Origin of the sequence: Macellibacteroides sp. (genome assembly GCF_050251695.1) — a bacterium.
GTDB classification, from domain to species: domain Bacteria; phylum Bacteroidota; class Bacteroidia; order Bacteroidales; family Tannerellaceae; genus Macellibacteroides; species Macellibacteroides fermentans.
In genome coordinates this window covers 1-16,082 of record NZ_JBFWMI010000011.1, presented here as the reverse complement: position 1 = coordinate 16,082, position 16,082 = coordinate 1, and the positions used below count along the sequence as shown (strand labels likewise).

Annotated in this window: 17 protein-coding genes; 11 read left to right on the top strand and 6 right to left on the bottom strand. The window is 46.3% G+C overall.

Annotated elements, in window-relative coordinates:
• Nucleotides 1-483, top strand: a 483-nt coding sequence (otsB, locus tag AB7E53_RS03125) for a trehalose-phosphatase (RefSeq protein ID WP_446774117.1), incomplete at its 5' end; no start/stop codon positions are given.
• Here otsB and AB7E53_RS03120 read toward each other — a convergent pair.
• Nucleotides 473-2,266: a glycoside hydrolase family 15 protein gene (locus AB7E53_RS03120; protein WP_079684248.1), complete on the bottom strand. Its 1,794-nt coding sequence runs from the start codon at nucleotides 2,264-2,266 to the stop codon at nucleotides 473-475. The genes otsB and AB7E53_RS03120 overlap by 11 nt on opposite strands.
• A 229-nt stretch (nucleotides 2,267-2,495) precedes the next feature.
• Between AB7E53_RS03120 and AB7E53_RS03115 the strand changes: the two genes are divergently transcribed.
• On the top strand, nucleotides 2,496-3,977 hold the full coding sequence (locus AB7E53_RS03115; protein ID WP_446774115.1) for a catalase: 1,482 nt from the start codon (nucleotides 2,496-2,498) through the stop codon (nucleotides 3,975-3,977).
• A 72-nt stretch (nucleotides 3,978-4,049) separates the two neighbouring features.
• Here AB7E53_RS03115 and AB7E53_RS03110 read toward each other — a convergent pair whose 3' ends face one another.
• Together AB7E53_RS03110 and AB7E53_RS03105 are read right to left on the bottom strand one after the other, a co-directional pair.
• Nucleotides 4,050-4,706 carry an HAD family hydrolase gene (locus AB7E53_RS03110; RefSeq protein WP_446774113.1) on the bottom strand — a complete coding sequence of 219 codons (657 nt, stop codon included), beginning with the start codon at nucleotides 4,704-4,706 and terminating at the stop codon, nucleotides 4,050-4,052.
• A gap of 46 nt (nucleotides 4,707-4,752) precedes the next feature.
• The gene (locus AB7E53_RS03105; RefSeq protein WP_446774111.1) at nucleotides 4,753-6,294 is read right to left on the bottom strand and encodes a family 43 glycosylhydrolase; all 1,542 of its coding nucleotides are present in this window, start codon (nucleotides 6,292-6,294) and stop codon (nucleotides 4,753-4,755) included.
• Nucleotides 6,295-6,500: 206 nt separating this feature from the next.
• On the opposite strand from AB7E53_RS03105, the gene AB7E53_RS03100 reads away from it, so the two are divergent.
• The 4 genes from AB7E53_RS03100 to AB7E53_RS03085 all read left to right on the top strand — a co-directional run bounded on the left by AB7E53_RS03100 (nucleotide 6,501) and on the right by AB7E53_RS03085 (nucleotide 8,498).
• Nucleotides 6,501-6,965: an SRPBCC domain-containing protein gene (locus tag AB7E53_RS03100; protein WP_446772249.1), complete on the top strand. Its 465-nt coding sequence runs from the start codon at nucleotides 6,501-6,503 to the stop codon at nucleotides 6,963-6,965.
• An 85-nt stretch (nucleotides 6,966-7,050) separates the two neighbouring features.
• The gene (locus AB7E53_RS03095) at nucleotides 7,051-7,332 is read left to right on the top strand and encodes a toxin-antitoxin system YwqK family antitoxin (RefSeq protein ID WP_179399572.1); all 282 of its coding nucleotides are present in this window, start codon (nucleotides 7,051-7,053) and stop codon (nucleotides 7,330-7,332) included.
• A 271-nt stretch (nucleotides 7,333-7,603) separates the two neighbouring features.
• A complete protein-coding gene (locus AB7E53_RS03090; RefSeq protein WP_446774109.1) occupies nucleotides 7,604-8,026 on the top strand; it encodes a hypothetical protein in 423 nt (140 codons plus the stop codon).
• Between the two features lie 64 nt (nucleotides 8,027-8,090).
• Nucleotides 8,091-8,498: a hypothetical protein gene (locus tag AB7E53_RS03085; RefSeq protein ID WP_079684262.1), complete on the top strand. Its 408-nt coding sequence runs from the start codon at nucleotides 8,091-8,093 to the stop codon at nucleotides 8,496-8,498.
• A gap of 80 nt (nucleotides 8,499-8,578) precedes the next feature.
• Here AB7E53_RS03085 and AB7E53_RS03080 read toward each other — a convergent pair whose 3' ends face one another.
• The 3 genes from AB7E53_RS03080 to AB7E53_RS03070 all read right to left on the bottom strand — a co-directional run bounded on the left by AB7E53_RS03080 (nucleotide 8,579) and on the right by AB7E53_RS03070 (nucleotide 10,107).
• A complete protein-coding gene (locus AB7E53_RS03080; RefSeq protein ID WP_446774107.1) occupies nucleotides 8,579-8,917 on the bottom strand; it encodes a hypothetical protein in 339 nt (112 codons plus the stop codon).
• 190 nt (nucleotides 8,918-9,107) lie between these two features.
• Nucleotides 9,108-9,569: a glucosaminidase domain-containing protein gene (locus AB7E53_RS03075; protein ID WP_446774105.1), complete on the bottom strand. Its 462-nt coding sequence runs from the start codon at nucleotides 9,567-9,569 to the stop codon at nucleotides 9,108-9,110.
• A gap of 100 nt (nucleotides 9,570-9,669) precedes the next feature.
• Nucleotides 9,670-10,107 (bottom strand): HU family DNA-binding protein, encoded by a 438-nt coding sequence (locus AB7E53_RS03070; protein ID WP_421467429.1) that lies wholly within the window; start codon nucleotides 10,105-10,107, stop codon nucleotides 9,670-9,672.
• Between the two features lie 341 nt (nucleotides 10,108-10,448).
• Here AB7E53_RS03070 and AB7E53_RS03065 point away from each other — a divergent pair, with 341 nt between their 5' ends.
• From AB7E53_RS03065 to AB7E53_RS03045, 5 genes are all read left to right on the top strand, one after another.
• Complete coding sequence (locus AB7E53_RS03065; RefSeq protein ID WP_421467430.1) at nucleotides 10,449-10,673, top strand: DUF4248 domain-containing protein; 225 nt, start codon at nucleotides 10,449-10,451, stop codon at nucleotides 10,671-10,673.
• A gap of 316 nt (nucleotides 10,674-10,989) precedes the next feature.
• Nucleotides 10,990-11,496 carry a hypothetical protein gene (locus AB7E53_RS03060; RefSeq protein WP_446774103.1) on the top strand — a complete coding sequence of 169 codons (507 nt, stop codon included), beginning with the start codon at nucleotides 10,990-10,992 and terminating at the stop codon, nucleotides 11,494-11,496.
• A gap of 492 nt (nucleotides 11,497-11,988) precedes the next feature.
• Nucleotides 11,989-12,558: a hypothetical protein gene (locus tag AB7E53_RS03055; protein ID WP_446774101.1), complete on the top strand. Its 570-nt coding sequence runs from the start codon at nucleotides 11,989-11,991 to the stop codon at nucleotides 12,556-12,558.
• 74 nt (nucleotides 12,559-12,632) lie between these two features.
• Nucleotides 12,633-13,967 (top strand): replicative DNA helicase, encoded by a 1,335-nt coding sequence (locus AB7E53_RS03050; protein WP_446774099.1) that lies wholly within the window; start codon nucleotides 12,633-12,635, stop codon nucleotides 13,965-13,967.
• A gap of 5 nt (nucleotides 13,968-13,972) precedes the next feature.
• Nucleotides 13,973-15,619 carry a DNA primase gene (locus tag AB7E53_RS03045; RefSeq protein ID WP_446774097.1) on the top strand — a complete coding sequence of 549 codons (1,647 nt, stop codon included), beginning with the start codon at nucleotides 13,973-13,975 and terminating at the stop codon, nucleotides 15,617-15,619.
• The last annotated feature ends 463 nt before the right edge of the window (nucleotides 15,620-16,082 follow it).

Below are 16,082 nucleotides of genomic sequence, written 5' to 3'. Positions count from 1 at the left end.
GGCACCTGGTTCGAAAACATCCACCATGTGTTATGGGACGACGAGATACTGCGTATCTTACAGCAGTTTGTAGACAAAACACCCCGTTCCAAACTTGAAATCAAAAAGACAGCCCTGGTATGGCACTTCCGTAATGTAGATGGGTGGCTGGCCTCCCTGCGCGAACAGCAGCTCATCAACGAACTCATCACCCCCTGTGCCCGGTTGAACCTGCAGATCATGCAGGGTAATAAAATATTGGAGATCAAATCGCCCCACTTCAGCAAGGGATCCGAAGCACGGCGAATTCTGCAAAACAACATATACGACTTTATCCTTGCCATGGGAGACGATACAACGGACGAAGACACCTTCCGCGAACTGCCGGCAGATGCCTATACCATCAAGGTAGGGAATATTTCCGAAGTGGCCCGCTATTGCCTTTGCACACAAGCGGAAACCATTCCGTTCCTCCGGCAACTGATGGATCCCCTTAAGGTCTGATAAACTTAGACAGCCGTTTCTCCTCGCCAAACAACATGGCGGTGTTGATAAGCGCAAGATGCGAATAAGCCTGTGGGAAATTACCCAACTGGCTTTTCGTATCAAAATCAAGATCCTCGCTAAAAAGCCCCAGGTGATTCGAATAGCTTAGCAACGTTTCAAACAGGGTAAGCGCCTCAGCCTGACGGCCCGTTACATACAAAGCCCGCACCATCCAGAAGGTGCAGATGGTAAAGGCAGACGACGGAATACCGAAGTCATCCACATTATTATAGCGGAACATCAGCCCCTTATACATCAGTTTGCGGTAAATAGCATCCACCGTCTGCTTATACCGCGGGTCTGTAGCATCAATAAAGCCGTACACCTCCATCAGAAGCAGCGACGAGTCCAGCTCGGTATTGCAATAGGTCTGCGAAAAGCTCTGAATCTCCTCCTTCCAGCCCTGCATGAAAACATCCGTCTTAATCAGCTCCGCTTCGCAACGCCACTTATCGGCATACCCACCCTTTTGGAGCATTACGGCAATCTTTTCGGCCCGGTCCAGCGCCACCCAGCACATCACCTTCGATAAAACAAAATGCTTTTCGTCACCCCTGATCTCCCAGATACCCTTATCCGGCTTCCGCCAGTCCTCCATCACAGTACGCACAATATTCTTCACCACCTCGAACATATCCTCAATCTCGTCCAGCGTACCCGGAAAATAGAGGTAATACTGGTAAATAACATCCATCAGGTAACCAAAGGAATCGTTCTGCATCTGATGATAGGCATCGTTCCCCACCCGCACCGGCTTGGAGTTCTTGTATCCCGCCAGGTGGGGCAGATCATACTCCGTAAGCACCCTCTCTCCCCGTATTCCGTACATAATCTGAAAACGGTCGTATTTAGAATGCAGAATACCGGTGATAAAAGCGATAAAACGTTCGGCCGCCCCCCGGTGCCCTACCTTAACAAGGGTTTCGATGGACATGGAGGCATCCCTCAGCCAGCAGAACCGGTAATCCCAGTTACGCACTTCGCCAATGGATTCGGGCAGACTGGTGGTAAGGGCAGCCAGTACGGCCCCGCTCCGCTGGTACGACATCAGCTTAAGCACCAGCATGCTCCGTTCAATCTGCTCGTTGAAAGCCGTGTACTTCTTCGACCGGTTGGTCCAGTTCATCCAGTAAAGCCGGGTGCGCTGAAACTCCAGGTTCACCCGGTTCATATCGATGGGAATCAGCTTCTGGTTGTACGACACCAGCAAGAACTCGTCGCGTTGCAGCAACACCTCCTGCTGGTTAAAAATAACATCGTACGGAATACCCGAATAGAGATAGATGGTATCCCGCTCGTTGGCCTTGGCGTAGGTCTTCACATACTCCGGACCTGTTTTATGTCCCACTTCACCCCGGGCATAATTAAGCGCCGGGTTGTAATTCACCCTGAAGCGGGGCGTACCGCGCTTGAGCCGTATCAGCCGGTACAATTCGGGGGGCAGGTAGTAGTCGTAATCCAGCAACTTGTAACGGGGCATAAAATCGATCACTTCGAAAGCCCCTTCGGTAGCTTCAAACAAGGTAGACAATATATTGGTATGCTCCAGGTAACGCTGCGAGATCCGGTAGTCGTTACCCACAATAAAACTCATGTTACCCCCTTTCTTCTCATCCAGCAATTTGCCAAAAACAGAAGGAGAATCGAAATCCGGAAAACAAAACCAGTCGATACTCCCCTTGTCGGATATCAATGCCGCAGTACGGCAATTACCCACCGCTCCATAATTTAAATGTTCCATATAGGTCTTATTTAGTCACTTTCAAAAAAACGAATCTAACGATAAAAGCAGAGTCTACCAAAAAAATTAAGATTGTTTAAAAGATATTCCACCCGAAGAGGTTATATCCTCCAAAAGCATGTTCTACAACAAGCTAACACGCAATATTTCAGGCAAATATTAACGTTATTTTGTTTTTAATCCACCCTCTTTTCGTTATATTTGCCACTAACAGTAATACCAATCTAATATGGAAGGAAAAAAGAAACTAACTACTGAGAGCGGTGCTCCGGTTGGCGACAACCAGAATATCCAAACCGCGGGTCCGCACGGCCCGGCTCTGTTACAAAACGCCTGGATGATTGAGAAACTGGCACACTTCAACCGGGAACGCATCCCCGAAAGAGTGGTACATGCCAAAGGATCGGGAGCTTTTGGCACCCTTACCATCACGCACGACATCACCATGTACACCAAAGCAGCTATTTTTTCTAAAATAGGAAAGAAAACCGATCTGTTCCTGCGCTTCTCTACTGTAGCCGGCGAACGCGGAGCGGCAGATACCGAGCGTGATGTACGTGGCTTTGCCATCAAATTTTATACCGAAGAGGGTAACTGGGACCTGGTGGGCAACAACACCCCTGTGTTCTTCCTGCGTGATCCGCTTAAATTTCCGGATTTCATCCACACCCAAAAGCGCGATCCTAAAACCAACCTTCGCAGCAATACCGCCGCGTGGGACTTCTGGAGCCTGTCTCCCGAATCCCTGCACCAGGTGATGATCCTGATGAGCGACCGGGGTATTCCGCAAAACCTGCGGCAGATGCACGGATTCGGCAGTCACACTTTCAGCTTCATCAACGATGTAAATAAACGCTTCTGGGTGAAATTCCACTTCAAATCCATGCAGGGCATAGCCAACTTCACCAACGAAGAGGCAGCCCGTATTGTGGCGGACGACCGCGAATATTCGCAGCGCGACCTGTACAACAACATCGCCGCCGGCAATTTCCCCAAATGGAGGATGTGCATCCAGATTATGCCCGAGGCAGAAGCCCACACCTGCGGCTTCAACCCCTTCGACCTCACCAAGGTATGGAGCCAGAAAGATTACCCGCTTATCGAAGTGGGCATCATGGAGCTGAATAAAAATCCGGAGAATTACTTTGCCACCGTAGAACAGGCCGCCTTCAATCCGGCCAGTGTTGTGCCGGGCATAGGCTACTCGCCGGACAAAATGCTGCAGGGCCGCCTGTTTGCCTACGGCGATGCTGCCAGATACCGCCTGGGTATCAACCACGGCAGTCTGCCTGTAAACGCCCCCCGCTGTCCGTTCCACAACTACCACCGCGACGGTACCATGCGCACCGGCGACAATGGTAAAGGAACCGTAAACTACGAACCCAACAGCTTCGACGGACCGGTTGAAAACAGCCAGTACAACGAACCGGCATTGGCACTTGAAGGAGCCGCCTTCAATTACAACCACCGCGAAGACAAAGATTACTATACCCAACCTGGTAACCTGTATCGGCTGGTCCCGGCCGACGAGAAAGAGCGCATCCACAGCAACGTGGCAGCCGCCATGGAAGGTGTTCCCGATTTTATAAAGATCAGAGCCATCGCCCGCTTCTATCAAGCCGACGAAAACTGCGGCAAGGGAATAGCAGCTAAGGCAGGCATCCAGCTTAAAGATGTTCTGTCCGAAGTGGAGCGTCAGAAAGACGAGTAAAAGGATGTATTGCAAATAAGGGTGAACCAGTAGCGGTTCACCCTTATTTTTTTATCTCTAAACCTTCCGGTTCTATGTAAGCATTGCTTCAAGATCTTCTACAGAGGCAGCAATGTAGCTGGCACCTGCCGATCGAAGCTCCTCCTCGTCGCCATACCCGTACAACACCCCGATGGCGTCGATCCCGTTATTACCGGCACCCACCATGTCGTGCTTGCGGTCGCCAATCATAACCACCGCCTGGTTATCGTCCAGTCCGTTTACATCCATCACGTAGCGGATCACATCCGTTTTGGAAGAACGGCTCCCGTCCAGAGTACTTCCCCCTATGTAGGTAAAATACCCATCCAGCTTGAAGTGCTCCAGAATCTGACGGGCAAACACCTCCGGCTTGGAAGTAGCCACATACAGCTTCCGCTCTTTATTGAGCTGCGAAGCCAGAAAGGCATACATCCCCTCGTACACCCGGTTTTCAAAGAGCCCTTTGGTAGCGAAATACTCCCTGTACTTACTAAGGGCAGCCTCTGCCTTTTCATCTGTAAACCCGTAAAAATCCCTGAAAGATTCCTTCAGCGGAGGACCGATAAACGGGCGCAGCGAATTTAAATCTGTAACATCGATACCAAAATGCCCCAGGGCATACTGCACCGAACGGGTTATCCCCTCCATGGAATCTGTTATCGTACCATCCAGGTCAAGCAACAGATATTTATATTGTTTGTCTATCATATCCATTCACACCAATTAAGCCGCAAAGGTACGAAAAACTCCCCCATTATTCAGGCACAGCCATCTTAAAGAAACCAAACTCGGCCCAATCGGCTGCCGCACCCCAATGGATAAGTCCCGGACGTGCCACCCTGTCCCATCTAACCAGGTAACTATAATCAACAGAGTCGAAGCCATTCAGCGCCTTCCACTTGCCGCCCGCATGGCGCCATAAGAACGACACCCGGCAACCCTCAGTAACCACCATCTTAACACCCACATTACCCGCAGGCACAGGCACGGAAGCAAGCACACGCTCGTCTCCCTCCTTCAGCTGCTTCAGTACCAACTGGCCCCCCTGGCAACCCCAGGCAACCAGGTTCTTGTCGTCGCCATAAAAGGTAACCCCCTTCAGACTTCCGTTACGGTTCAGCACTTCGGTCTCCACCGTATAGACAGGCGCTACCGGACGAAGGCATAAAGCCGATACATCCACATTACCCATTTTGGGCATCCCCTTCAGAAGCAGCGAACCCTTCTTAAGCACCGGCTTCACGTCAGACACCGGATAATTCCAGGTCCACTCCCGCTTCAGTACCTTTCCGTCGAATGAATCCTCAAATCCCCGTACCGGCTGCTGCACCGTACCGGCAAAAGGAACCGGCTGTTTCGCAGCCACAAAACTGCCCGACACAAAGTAAGGCCATCCCTGTTCGTTCACCTTCAGCTCCTGCAGTATGGGCTGTCGGCCATTGTAGAAGTCGGCCCCCTTGAAGTAAGCGTGACAGATATAGAACATACGCCCGTCCGGAGTGGTAGTCATCGTACCATGTCCGGCCGACAATACACCACCTCCGCCGCCTAAGATAGGATTAGCCGGATAAAGCTCGTAAGGCCCCTTAATTGATTTAGACCGTGCCGCATACACCGCATAATCGCTGTTTGGTCCGCAGCACCCCTTAACCGCATACAAGATATAATAATAGCCATCCTTTTTAAACATACACTGCCCCTCCATACCGATCCGGTCGTCGTCGCGCAGAAGCAGAAAAGGCTCGCCCTCCAGCTTCATTCCGTCGTCCGAAAGCCGGCTGCACAGCAACTCGATAGGGCGGTTATCCAAGCCGTACGCCTTCCACGAGATATACAACACCCCTTCATCTTCAAACACAAAAGCATCGATAGCCTCCTTGCCATGCTCTATCAGCACCCCCTTATCCTCGAAGCCTTTGGCAGGATCCTTGCTGGTGGCCACACCAATCAGCGAAACACCGTCCGATTTCCGGCGAGCCGTATAGTAAGCATAATATTTGTTTTTATGGAAATACAATTCGGGTGCCCAGAAAGAAGAGACCAGCCAGTCCGGCAAGGTATCGAACACATGGCCCACCTGCGACCAGTTCACCAGGTCGGCCGACTTATACACAGGATAAAAAGGAGCCCATTCAGACGAGGTGGCAGTCAGATAATAGGTATCCCCCACCCTTATAACCGACGGGTCAGCCAAATCACCCTTAATCACCGGGTTGGTAAAAGTATCCGCCGTCTGCGCCCCGGCACTCACAAATGAGACTATTAAACACAACAACCACAATACACGTTTTTTCATACAAATCATAATTTAATACAGCTGGCCTCAACCAACCATTGGTCTTAAATAATTAAACATAAATAGAAATCACACAAAGATACAATATTTCGCCAAACAAAGAAACACCTTATTCATCAAGGGAGAGGGTAGCTATTTTGTGAATCCGAATATATGGTTATATTTGTGAATCAGGATTTATTGAAGTATAAATAAATACAACCCCTATGGATACTAATAATCTGCTGGAAGTAAAGGCGGCACTTCAAATAGGAAGGCCGGCGCACGATGTTTTTGAAGCCATTGCGGACCCCGACCAGATGTCGAACTACTTCATATCAAAAGGTTCGGCACGTATGGAAACGGGGGTAACGGTAACCTGGCGCTTTCCCGAATTCGATTTCGAAGCACCCGTTCGAGTTGGCACCGTAATCCCGGACAAGTACATCTCCTTTTATTGGGACGGCGAAAACGGCACAACCCTGTTCGTACAAATGCACCTGGATGAAACACCCGATGCCTCTACCGTAGTACGCATAACGGAAGGTACCATGGAAAACAACGAAGCGGGACTACAATGGCTGGTTGGCAATACCGAAGGGTGGGCCAATTTCCTTGCCTGCCTCAAGGCATGGCTAGAATATGGAATCAATTTACGGAAAGGAGCCTTCGATTTTATGAAACAAGCTTAATCAGCACCTGTGTAACCCGGCGGTTCCGCATCTTCGGGTTATGCAGTACTATTTATTTTAACCGGATATATCAAATAAACAAACGATGGAATTAGGAAAAGACACCTATGTAAATGGTCAGAAAATATACGAGCTGAAAGACAACCAGCTTACTTTCTATTACAAAGACGGCAAACTTAAAGCCCAGGGACCTTTCGAGAATGGCATGCTGCAGGGTAAATGGACATTTTACCGGGCAACCGGACAACTATGGGAAATAGGCCACTTCAAAAACGATCTCAAAGACGGAAGCTGGATCCGCTACGACCGGAACGACACCATCGAATACAACGAAACCTTTCAAAACGGTAAAATCTGCAAGAAGTAATTCATACAAGAAAAATCGCCTGTAACTATAAGCAAATTATTGGTCTAAGTCCTTCTATTATTAAAGGAAGATTCATAATTTACACCTGCTGCTAAACCTGTAACTTATACATATAACCCGGTCTTGAATGAAGAAGAATGTCACTCCCAAACAATATTTTTCTTATAATTATTCTTTTTTTCATTCAATATTAGTTATACCTTTACAATTCGTAAGCAACATCTGAACATATCAACAATTCCCGATCTGTTCAAATTTAGTGATTATGATTATGAAAAAAAGATTTTTGTCAATCCTTACTTTATCAATGAGTTTGATTGCCCTTACAAGTTGTAACCATGATAATGACGATAACTTCCGGGCTTTTATGAGTACTGCCACGATTACCGGCGATTCAATAAACGGATACTACTGTTACTTAGATGTAGGTGGTATAGTGATTTCGTACGATCAGGCGCTGCAAAATCCCGATACACTTCATTTACAACTTTATTACAACCCCAATATTCCTGAAAACTGGACCAATATAAAAACGGATTATGGATCGGTATCGTGCGATATTTCAAATCTAGCCACTCTTCAAAACTGGAATGACTCTGTAACGATCGTTGTAAAAACAGGAGATAATTCAAAGCTTTTGAGAAAAATCAGCAAAGCCGATTTTATTAAACCGAGCATTCTTTATACGCACTAATTACTTATAACTACAAATAACAATGTCTATCTGGACATTAAATCATTATGAAATAATTTTAAATATGAAAACAAAGAATTTAATTGGGATACAATTGCTATTCCTTATTTTAGTATGTTTTGTTAGTTGTGACAAGGATGAAGACACAAAAGAATTAACGCCTCAAGCCCTTTACCAAACATCATGGAGTGGTGCAGGATACTGCGAATCGTGGACTTCAAAAAGCAAGGATATAGGTATTCAATTTGTTGACACCCAAAAAGGAATCGTTAATTGGAAAAATTACGATGCTATCAATATTACCTTTTCTATTGAAGGAAAATACATCACATTTAACAGCGATGCATTGTATTTGGGAGGTGCGCCCTGGGTAATTAAAACCTACACCAATGACCACCTTACCCTTGTTCAAAATGAAGCAAGTCCTGATATCAATAAAATTATAACTTTAGATTTGTATAAAATAAAATAACTATCAGCTTTCAAACATAGCAGCCCTTAATCATTTACCCTGATCGGTAAAGATTAAGGGCTGCATTCGTTAGCCGTCAACTACACCAGCAACCTATACAGGTAACTTGTTCCAGCTACCGCTATCAAACACCAGCCAAGCAGGTTGGCGGCTCCGGTGGCGGGGATGGCTCCTGTGGCTCCTTCGTTTCCGATGGTGACAGGCTGGTACCCTTGATCGGATTGTCCGGTGGCGGGCGCTGACTGAGGGTTACAATTACACCCAGTGCAGCCAGGGCAATCTCCTTTTCTTCCATTACAAGAGCCAGGAGGGTAAGGATCTTCAGGAACGTAAGGGTGAACCTTTTGCTGTTTCCTTTTCCGAAAAAAGCAGCTTGCCACTATCAAAATAAATTCAATGATCTGTTTTACTTGTTTCATCTTTCTGTTTGTTTTAAGGGGTTAGTATTGAGAATCGTTTGTTTAATGCTTAGGGAAACACCATTCTGGAGACAGATCTATTCCCAAAACAGAACTTCTATTGATATTTGTATGCTACCAAAGTAGCAATGTATACCATCCGGGTACTTATTCAATAAGGTGTACCAATAATAAATAAGGGCTCATGTTTTTACTCCGGAAACTGCAATGCTATCAGTTTACTCATGGTTACCGAGAGCTTTACCAACAGCTGCTTGTAATTATCGCGATTGTCGCCGTTTACCTCGCTGATGTAGCGACTGTAAGCTATCTCCTGGGCATAGGCAGCCGGAACGTTGCTTACGTTGCAGGCAGAGGCATAGGATGAGCGCAACAGACGGGCCATATCCAGTATACCGTTACGGGCATCAGGATAGCTCCGGTAGGTAAGTCCCTTTTCGCATAGCTGCACTTTGGTACCTGGCCAGAACTCGGAGGGTTTACCGAAGCCTGTCAATCCACCGAAGTTAAAGTGCTCCTTACACAGTACCGACTCGCCCCATCCCGTTTCAATGGCAATCTGGGCCAGCAGCACCACCGGGTTAATGCCATATTTTATTCCCGCCTCCTTTACCTGGGGGTAATAACTCTGTACAAATATTTCTTTCAGCATATTGATATCTTGTTTGATTCTAAATCTTGTAATTCAAAATTGTGATTTGTGCATACAAAATTGCACCCCCGGAACCTGCATCCAAGGGTGCAATGAAGAATTAATACACGTGCTCTTTGTCGCACTGCTCCGTTACGGTTACCGTAACCGTGGGCAATTTCTCGAACTTGGCGTTGTTGGTTACTTCGCGCAACAGGATACCCGGCTTGAAGATAATACGCGGTTTTTTGAACATCGAGGTGTTAAACTCCTCTTCCGTTAAAGCGCCTACAGAGCCGGCTACCATGCGAAAATTTCCGAAGTTGCCCATGCTCACGACCGTTCCGGCCTGCAGCCTCTCGGTAAGAATATAGATCAGACCTTCCAGCACCAGCATCACGTCGCCGCGTGATGCGGTACTGTGTGCAGCGATTGCGTCGCACAATTTGTTCAGGTCCATTTTCGAAGTGGTACGGGTGGATCCGTATACCAGTTTACTACCTACAGGAGCGTCTTTCTCCATGTTTCTGCGCTTGATTAAAGAATAAGATAATGCCATACTTGTTTTGTTTTTTAAGGGTTTATAAAACTTATTTTCGTTACGTAACAATGTAAATGTACTACCACCCCACCCCCGTTTGGCGCGGTTTGTCCGCCAACGTCCCGATAGGGCGCGATAACGCGCGATGTTTCCCGATAGCCTGTTAACAGCTTCCCGAATAAGCAATAATTATGACACTTACAGGTTATTTTTATGCGAAATATTTGTTTATTTAGAAAGATACTTGTATATTTGAATATTATTTAATAAATGATTTAAAACACTAAATACTAGTTTTTTACCATGAAAACAACACTATTTGAACAAAAGTATATAACTATATCTACAATACACAACCGATGAAAGATCAACCCCTACCCATCCATCCCTACGGGTGGAACGAGCTGGCGCAATTATATTCGCCCGCTTTGAGCAGTTCGGCACAGAATAAACAGCTGCTTAGGTGGATACAGAACCACCCCCAACTACGTGACGAACTGGCCCGCGAAGGCTGGGTGAAGGGAACCCGAAGGCTCACTTCCATGCAGGTACGAATCATTGTAGCCTATCTGGGAGAACCATGAGCCTGCCCCCGAAAAGGGGGCCTCCGGCAATTCCCTGTTATCCTAAAAACAAAGCGGTAGCAGCGTAAAATCTCAGGTGTGAACACTCCAGTTCTTAGGTACTTTTTGAGTAGAATGTCATAACATTTTAAACAAAAAGAGTATACATTTTTGTCAAAATGTACCTGCAAATTTTGTCTCTAAATGAACCGTTTTCACCAGTGAATGCACCTTTATCCTGTTACGCTAATGCATTATTTAATAGTATAATAAAACTGCAATACAGAGTCATTGCAAAAGAAAAAAAGGCTTTATTAAGGCCGAAATATAAAATAACATGAGCACTAATATTTATCATATACAAAAAGAAATCGTCCTAAATCACACGGGCCCGGGAAAGCCCTCGTTTAAAAAATTTCATCAGGCAATCAGAGGTAAAGAAGATGAAATGATTATTGTTTGCTCCATTGCAAATTTGCTTAACGACCCCAATGAAGGGGGGACAGAAGTGTGGTCCAGGTTTATCCGAAATTGCCTGAAGTGTTATGGTGAAAGATTGGAAAAGCACAAATTAAACCTATTAAAAGAGGAAAAAAACAACGCAAAACTGACTATTTACAAACACCATGAAGCCATAGGATTGGTAATCGCTGCCTGTTCCAAATTCCAATGTTTTGGGTTATCTTCCTCAAAATCAATCGCTAAGAAATGTGCCGATTTCTTCATGAATTCCAAGGGTGAAAAAAAATTAAAGCGACTTTTGGACAACATAACGGACGAGTGTGCGAAAGATCTTTTAGAGTCTGTAGATGAGATACTTAAATTACATAAAATTAAGCTCTGAATAACTACTCAAAAACAAAACATTAACACACATTAACATTGCGAAAGGAATTTTATTGGTCCAATGTTTTGGGTTATAAATATGAATATCAACAATTTACAATAATACCCAAACCCATCTTTTTTTCAAGGCCAAATAAATCCATTATATCTTCGCAGCAGTAATTTTTGAAAAAGAGCGTTTGTAAAATTTCAAAATGAAAAGAGCACAACCGGTTCCCGAAACGGAACCGGTTAACCACAAAGCCCGGCCGGAGGGCAAAACAAATCCGGAAAGACAATAGCGATTGTCTGAAGCATTTATCAGTAATGGAAAGTCTTTGAATTCCGGTTTTTTTTAAAAGAGTATTTGAATATGCATAATATATTTAAGAAGCTTAGGACATAGGATAGGACATTTCGAAGTCAAAACCCGCATCAATACAGGGAAGTAGACGACATTAGGATAGGACATTTAATTATAACATTAATAATTAGCTTAAAAATCGATACGATGAACAAATTTTTTGCCATGGAGAATTTACTAAAAAGCGGGTTTTACAATATACCCCGGGTAATCGTGGATAACGAGCAGAGCAGCTGTAAAAAGACAGCTCTCAGAGCAAGGATCCTCAGTTACTTCTACCAAAAGGCCTACTTTGCCAAAGGCGATGTAGTGCTGGACGGACGAATCTACACCTGCTTCAGGGGAGAACTGATTGCAAATCAGGAAGAACTGGCTGTCCGTTTTGAAACAGACCGCAGGCAATGGAACCGTATCATGGCAGAGTTTACGAGCGAAAACATAATTCGTGTCGAACGGTTGAGAGGCGGATCCCGTATCAGTCTGGTAGCATACGACTGCATTGTAGGTAAGAAAAGTGCCCAGTACAAGCAGGCCAACGGTGGCGATAAAGCAGCAGAAGAGGCAGCCCCCAAGGCCAAGAAGCCTAAACTGGGTGTGATGGTGGAAAATTACTACCCCGAGCACCACGTAAAGGGTTGCGACATTCCGGTGATTGAAATTGATTTGGAAAAATTAAGGGCTCTCAAAAAAAGGATGGAAGAGGAAAATAACAAATAAAAAAACAGGTCAGACGAAAGGCAAGTTGGCGCCGACAGGCAATTCGTTAACCCTAAATTTAAAAACTAAACAATATGAAATCAGAAAATATTGGATTCAAAAACGAACTAAGTTTTGTATGCGCTCTCCTTACGGGAGTAGCCGAAAGCAGTCAGGTTTATCCTCGTGTTACAGCAGAAATGCTTACCAGCCGCGAATTAGCCCTGATTTACAAAGGGATTATCGAGCTTTTCAATAAGGGAAAAGCCATGGACTACACCCTGTTGGAGCACGAGATGCGTGCCCTGGACAACGAGCTCTATGCCGAGATGAACGGACTAAATTACGTGGGGGACGGATTATTGTCTGTAGTGGACGATGTACACGTTACCACTTATGCCGATCTGATTGTGGAAGAGTACCAGCGTAACAGCCTGCGTCTGCTAGCTATGGAGCTATCCGGAAAGTGTGGCAGCAGGGACATTCCGGTGGAGCAAATCCTGCAGTTGGCAAACACCAAGCTGGAAGAGATTGCCGGCATGGGCGTAAACAGCACCAGTACCCGACAGATCAGTGAAATCGGTCAGGAGGTGGTTGCCCGCCACACCCGATTGTTGGAGAACGGTGGTACTTCGGTAGGTTATTCCACCGGCCTTAAAGGCATGGACAACATTATGGGTGGCTTTATGAGGGGCGAGGTCGCCATTGCCTCTGCCCTAACCTCTCACGGCAAGACAGCCCTCTCCCTTCATATGGCGGTTCAGATTGCCCTTCAAAACATACCGGTCTATATTATCTCTCTGGAGATGAGTATGGAACAGCTTTACGGACGTATCCTCATGTCGCTCTCGAATGTGTCGCCGGAGAACCTGCGTATGCATGGACTTACCGAAACAGAAATTGCTGTTGCCAAAAGTCTGAACGAAACAACGCTGCGTGAACTGCCCATCTACATCGACTACATCCCTTCGGCACGGCCCGAAGATATCCGCGCCAAGGTGAAACTGGCACGTAAGCGCAAGCAATGCGACTTCTTGATTCTGGACTATATCAACCAGTTGGATTTGGGAAATGCCCACGGCGAGAACCTGGCTACTTCACTGGGCCATGCCATGAAACGCATCAAGGATTTAGCCGTGGAAGAGAATATTCCGGCACTAGTGATAGCACAGATGAACCGCGAGATTGAGAAGCGCAACGACAACTACAAGCACAAGCTGAGCGATCTGCGTGACTCCGGGGTACTGGAACAGGCGGCGGACGTGGTGTACTTTATCAACCGTCCCGAACTGCAGGGCAATGGCAAAGGCGAAGATGGCGAATCCATGGTGGGCATTGGCACCATCAACATCCTGAAGAACCGTAACGGAGCCACCGGTACAACGAAGTTTCGCTACAATACCCACATGACGAGAATCTCTGATTACTAGCTACTATGGGTAACAGCAAAGAAGAAATAGCGAAGCTGAAGGAGGCCTTGAACATCGAAGATGTGATAGGCACCTATGTGCAGCTGGAATCTAAATTAGGCGGTAAGTGGATAGGGTTATGCCCCTTCCACGACGACTCCACCCCCTCCATGCACGTGCATACCGGAAAGCAGATCTTTAAATGTTTTGCCTGCAACGAAGGAGGTGATGTGATCGCCTTTATCAGCAAAATAAAATCGTGCACCTTTGCCGAGGCTGTTAATCTGTTGCGCCAGGAATGGTGCAACGGATCAACCCCTCCGCCACAACACATTGCACGAAAGGAAAGGGCCAAGGCACAGAAGCCACCTGCTACGCCCGCACAATTGGCAGCCATGGAAGCCGAAAACGTAAAGTTCATGCGGTCGATGTATGGCTTCTTCCCTCCCCTCGCTACATTGGGCGATTTAATGAAAGCAGGTTATACAGGGTTGGTAGGTGATACTGGATCAATAGTTAATACCGAATTGGTAAACGATACCAGATTGATGGGTAATGCTGGTGGGAACAGCAACGGGTTGAACGGCCATTACAAACCGGAATACCATAGCTGGATGGAAGGAGGCAAATACCACCCCGATTGCAGCGACATTACCCAGACCTATGTAGATTTCGAGGTAAGTCAGGCAGGTAGTACGGTGCCCGGCGCGTTCAAAGCCATGAGGGGACGGATTGTATTCCCCATCCGCGACGAAAACAACCGGTTGGTTGCCTTTGCAGGACGAACCACCCAAACCATCACGGAGGAAAACAGGAAGTACACCCCTAAATACGTAAACAGCCCAACAAGCGACTTGTACAACAAAAGCCGCACCCTGTACGGCTTGCATCTGGCTGGGGAGCCCATACGGACAGAGACCTTTGCCTTCCTGACCGAAGGCTACAAGGACACACTGGCCATGGTGGCAGCAGGTTTTAAAAATACCGTTGCCCAGTGCGGCGCCGCCTTTACCGACGACCAGGCCGAACTGCTGAAGCGTTACACCAAACGCGTAGCCGTACTGATGGATGCCGACGACCGCGGACGTGAGATAGCAGCTGCAGCCATCGCCGTACTCCATCGCCACGGCATGCAGACCAGTAATCTGTTACTACCACCCGGCGAAGACCCCGATTCCCTTTTCCGCCGCATAGGAAGACACGCCCTCCGCGCCATCCTTGCAGAATCCCAACTTACCGGCCATCTGCAAACGATACAGGAAAGTACCGGAATGGATCTGGCAAGTTTTGCATCCTCGACACTTGGCAGTTCTTCTACCCTGTCTAACAGGAATAGAGAGGTAATTGGAATAGAAGGAACGGAAGGAACCGGAAACAGCCAAATAATACGGATGAATGGAGAGGAAACGAACGATGCTCTTTATAATCCGGAGGCAAATGGAGCAGACGGAATGTCCGACAACGGCAATATGAGTTTAATACAAAGCGATCGCCCACGGCTGATGGCTAAGGAACAGGAACTACAAAACAAAATGCGAAAGCTAAGTAGCAAACGCTTTCTTTTCAGCCAGGGTCCCGAGCGAATGCAAATCAATACCGAGTTGATGAATCTCCGCTCCCAACTCTCCGAAGTAAGCAAACAACTTAACAGACCCGTAGTCTGGTATAAATAAAAAAAGCACCGGTCGGGTAAAATCTAACAATGTCAGAAATTACAACACCCCGACCGGTTGCCTTATGATATTCGCTTTAATTAATTTTTTGGATTATTTGGTTTAGGTTATCTATCTCTCTTACCCCCCGTCCACTCTACGGAATGGGCGGGGGTTTTTATATACTGATGTTGTTTGTGTCTCCCAAAATAGATATTGCTACACCTAAATAGTCAAACTGCAGGAAGATAAAATACTGAATCAAAACATTTTACATAACATTAACTCTATGTAATACAGTATCTAATTGTAATCGATATAAATATATCTATATTATATAATTAGCAAATAAAGAATATTTTACGTAAAGAAATAATCTTTCAGGTAAAAATATAAATTAATTACTTATTTTTGTATTTTACAAAAATATCAACAGGGGATTGACTGTTGACAGACTGTGTCTATTAAGACTACAAAATCAATA

Excerpts from the sequence above, each read along its gene's own strand:
- AB7E53_RS03120 (WP_079684248.1), bottom strand. The coding sequence starts at position 2,266 with ATGGAACATTTAAATTATGGAGCGGTGGGTAATTGCCGTACTGCGGCA.
- AB7E53_RS03115 (WP_446774115.1), top strand. The coding sequence starts at position 2,496 with ATGGAAGGAAAAAAGAAACTAACTACTGAGAGCGGTGCTCCGGTTGGC.
- AB7E53_RS03110 (WP_446774113.1), bottom strand. The coding sequence starts at position 4,706 with ATGATAGACAAACAATATAAATATCTGTTGCTTGACCTGGATGGTACG.
- AB7E53_RS03105 (WP_446774111.1), bottom strand. The coding sequence starts at position 6,294 with ATGAAAAAACGTGTATTGTGGTTGTTGTGTTTAATAGTCTCATTTGTG.
- AB7E53_RS03100 (WP_446772249.1), top strand. The coding sequence starts at position 6,501 with ATGGATACTAATAATCTGCTGGAAGTAAAGGCGGCACTTCAAATAGGA.
- AB7E53_RS03095 (WP_179399572.1), top strand. The coding sequence starts at position 7,051 with ATGGAATTAGGAAAAGACACCTATGTAAATGGTCAGAAAATATACGAG.
- AB7E53_RS03090 (WP_446774109.1), top strand. The coding sequence starts at position 7,604 with ATGAAAAAAAGATTTTTGTCAATCCTTACTTTATCAATGAGTTTGATT.
- AB7E53_RS03085 (WP_079684262.1), top strand. The coding sequence starts at position 8,091 with ATGAAAACAAAGAATTTAATTGGGATACAATTGCTATTCCTTATTTTA.
- AB7E53_RS03080 (WP_446774107.1), bottom strand. The coding sequence starts at position 8,917 with ATGAAACAAGTAAAACAGATCATTGAATTTATTTTGATAGTGGCAAGC.
- AB7E53_RS03075 (WP_446774105.1), bottom strand. The coding sequence starts at position 9,569 with ATGCTGAAAGAAATATTTGTACAGAGTTATTACCCCCAGGTAAAGGAG.
- AB7E53_RS03070 (WP_421467429.1), bottom strand. The coding sequence starts at position 10,107 with ATGGCATTATCTTATTCTTTAATCAAGCGCAGAAACATGGAGAAAGAC.
- AB7E53_RS03065 (WP_421467430.1), top strand. The coding sequence starts at position 10,449 with ATGAAAGATCAACCCCTACCCATCCATCCCTACGGGTGGAACGAGCTG.
- AB7E53_RS03060 (WP_446774103.1), top strand. The coding sequence starts at position 10,990 with ATGAGCACTAATATTTATCATATACAAAAAGAAATCGTCCTAAATCAC.
- AB7E53_RS03055 (WP_446774101.1), top strand. The coding sequence starts at position 11,989 with ATGAACAAATTTTTTGCCATGGAGAATTTACTAAAAAGCGGGTTTTAC.
- AB7E53_RS03050 (WP_446774099.1), top strand. The coding sequence starts at position 12,633 with ATGAAATCAGAAAATATTGGATTCAAAAACGAACTAAGTTTTGTATGC.
- AB7E53_RS03045 (WP_446774097.1), top strand. The coding sequence starts at position 13,973 with ATGGGTAACAGCAAAGAAGAAATAGCGAAGCTGAAGGAGGCCTTGAAC.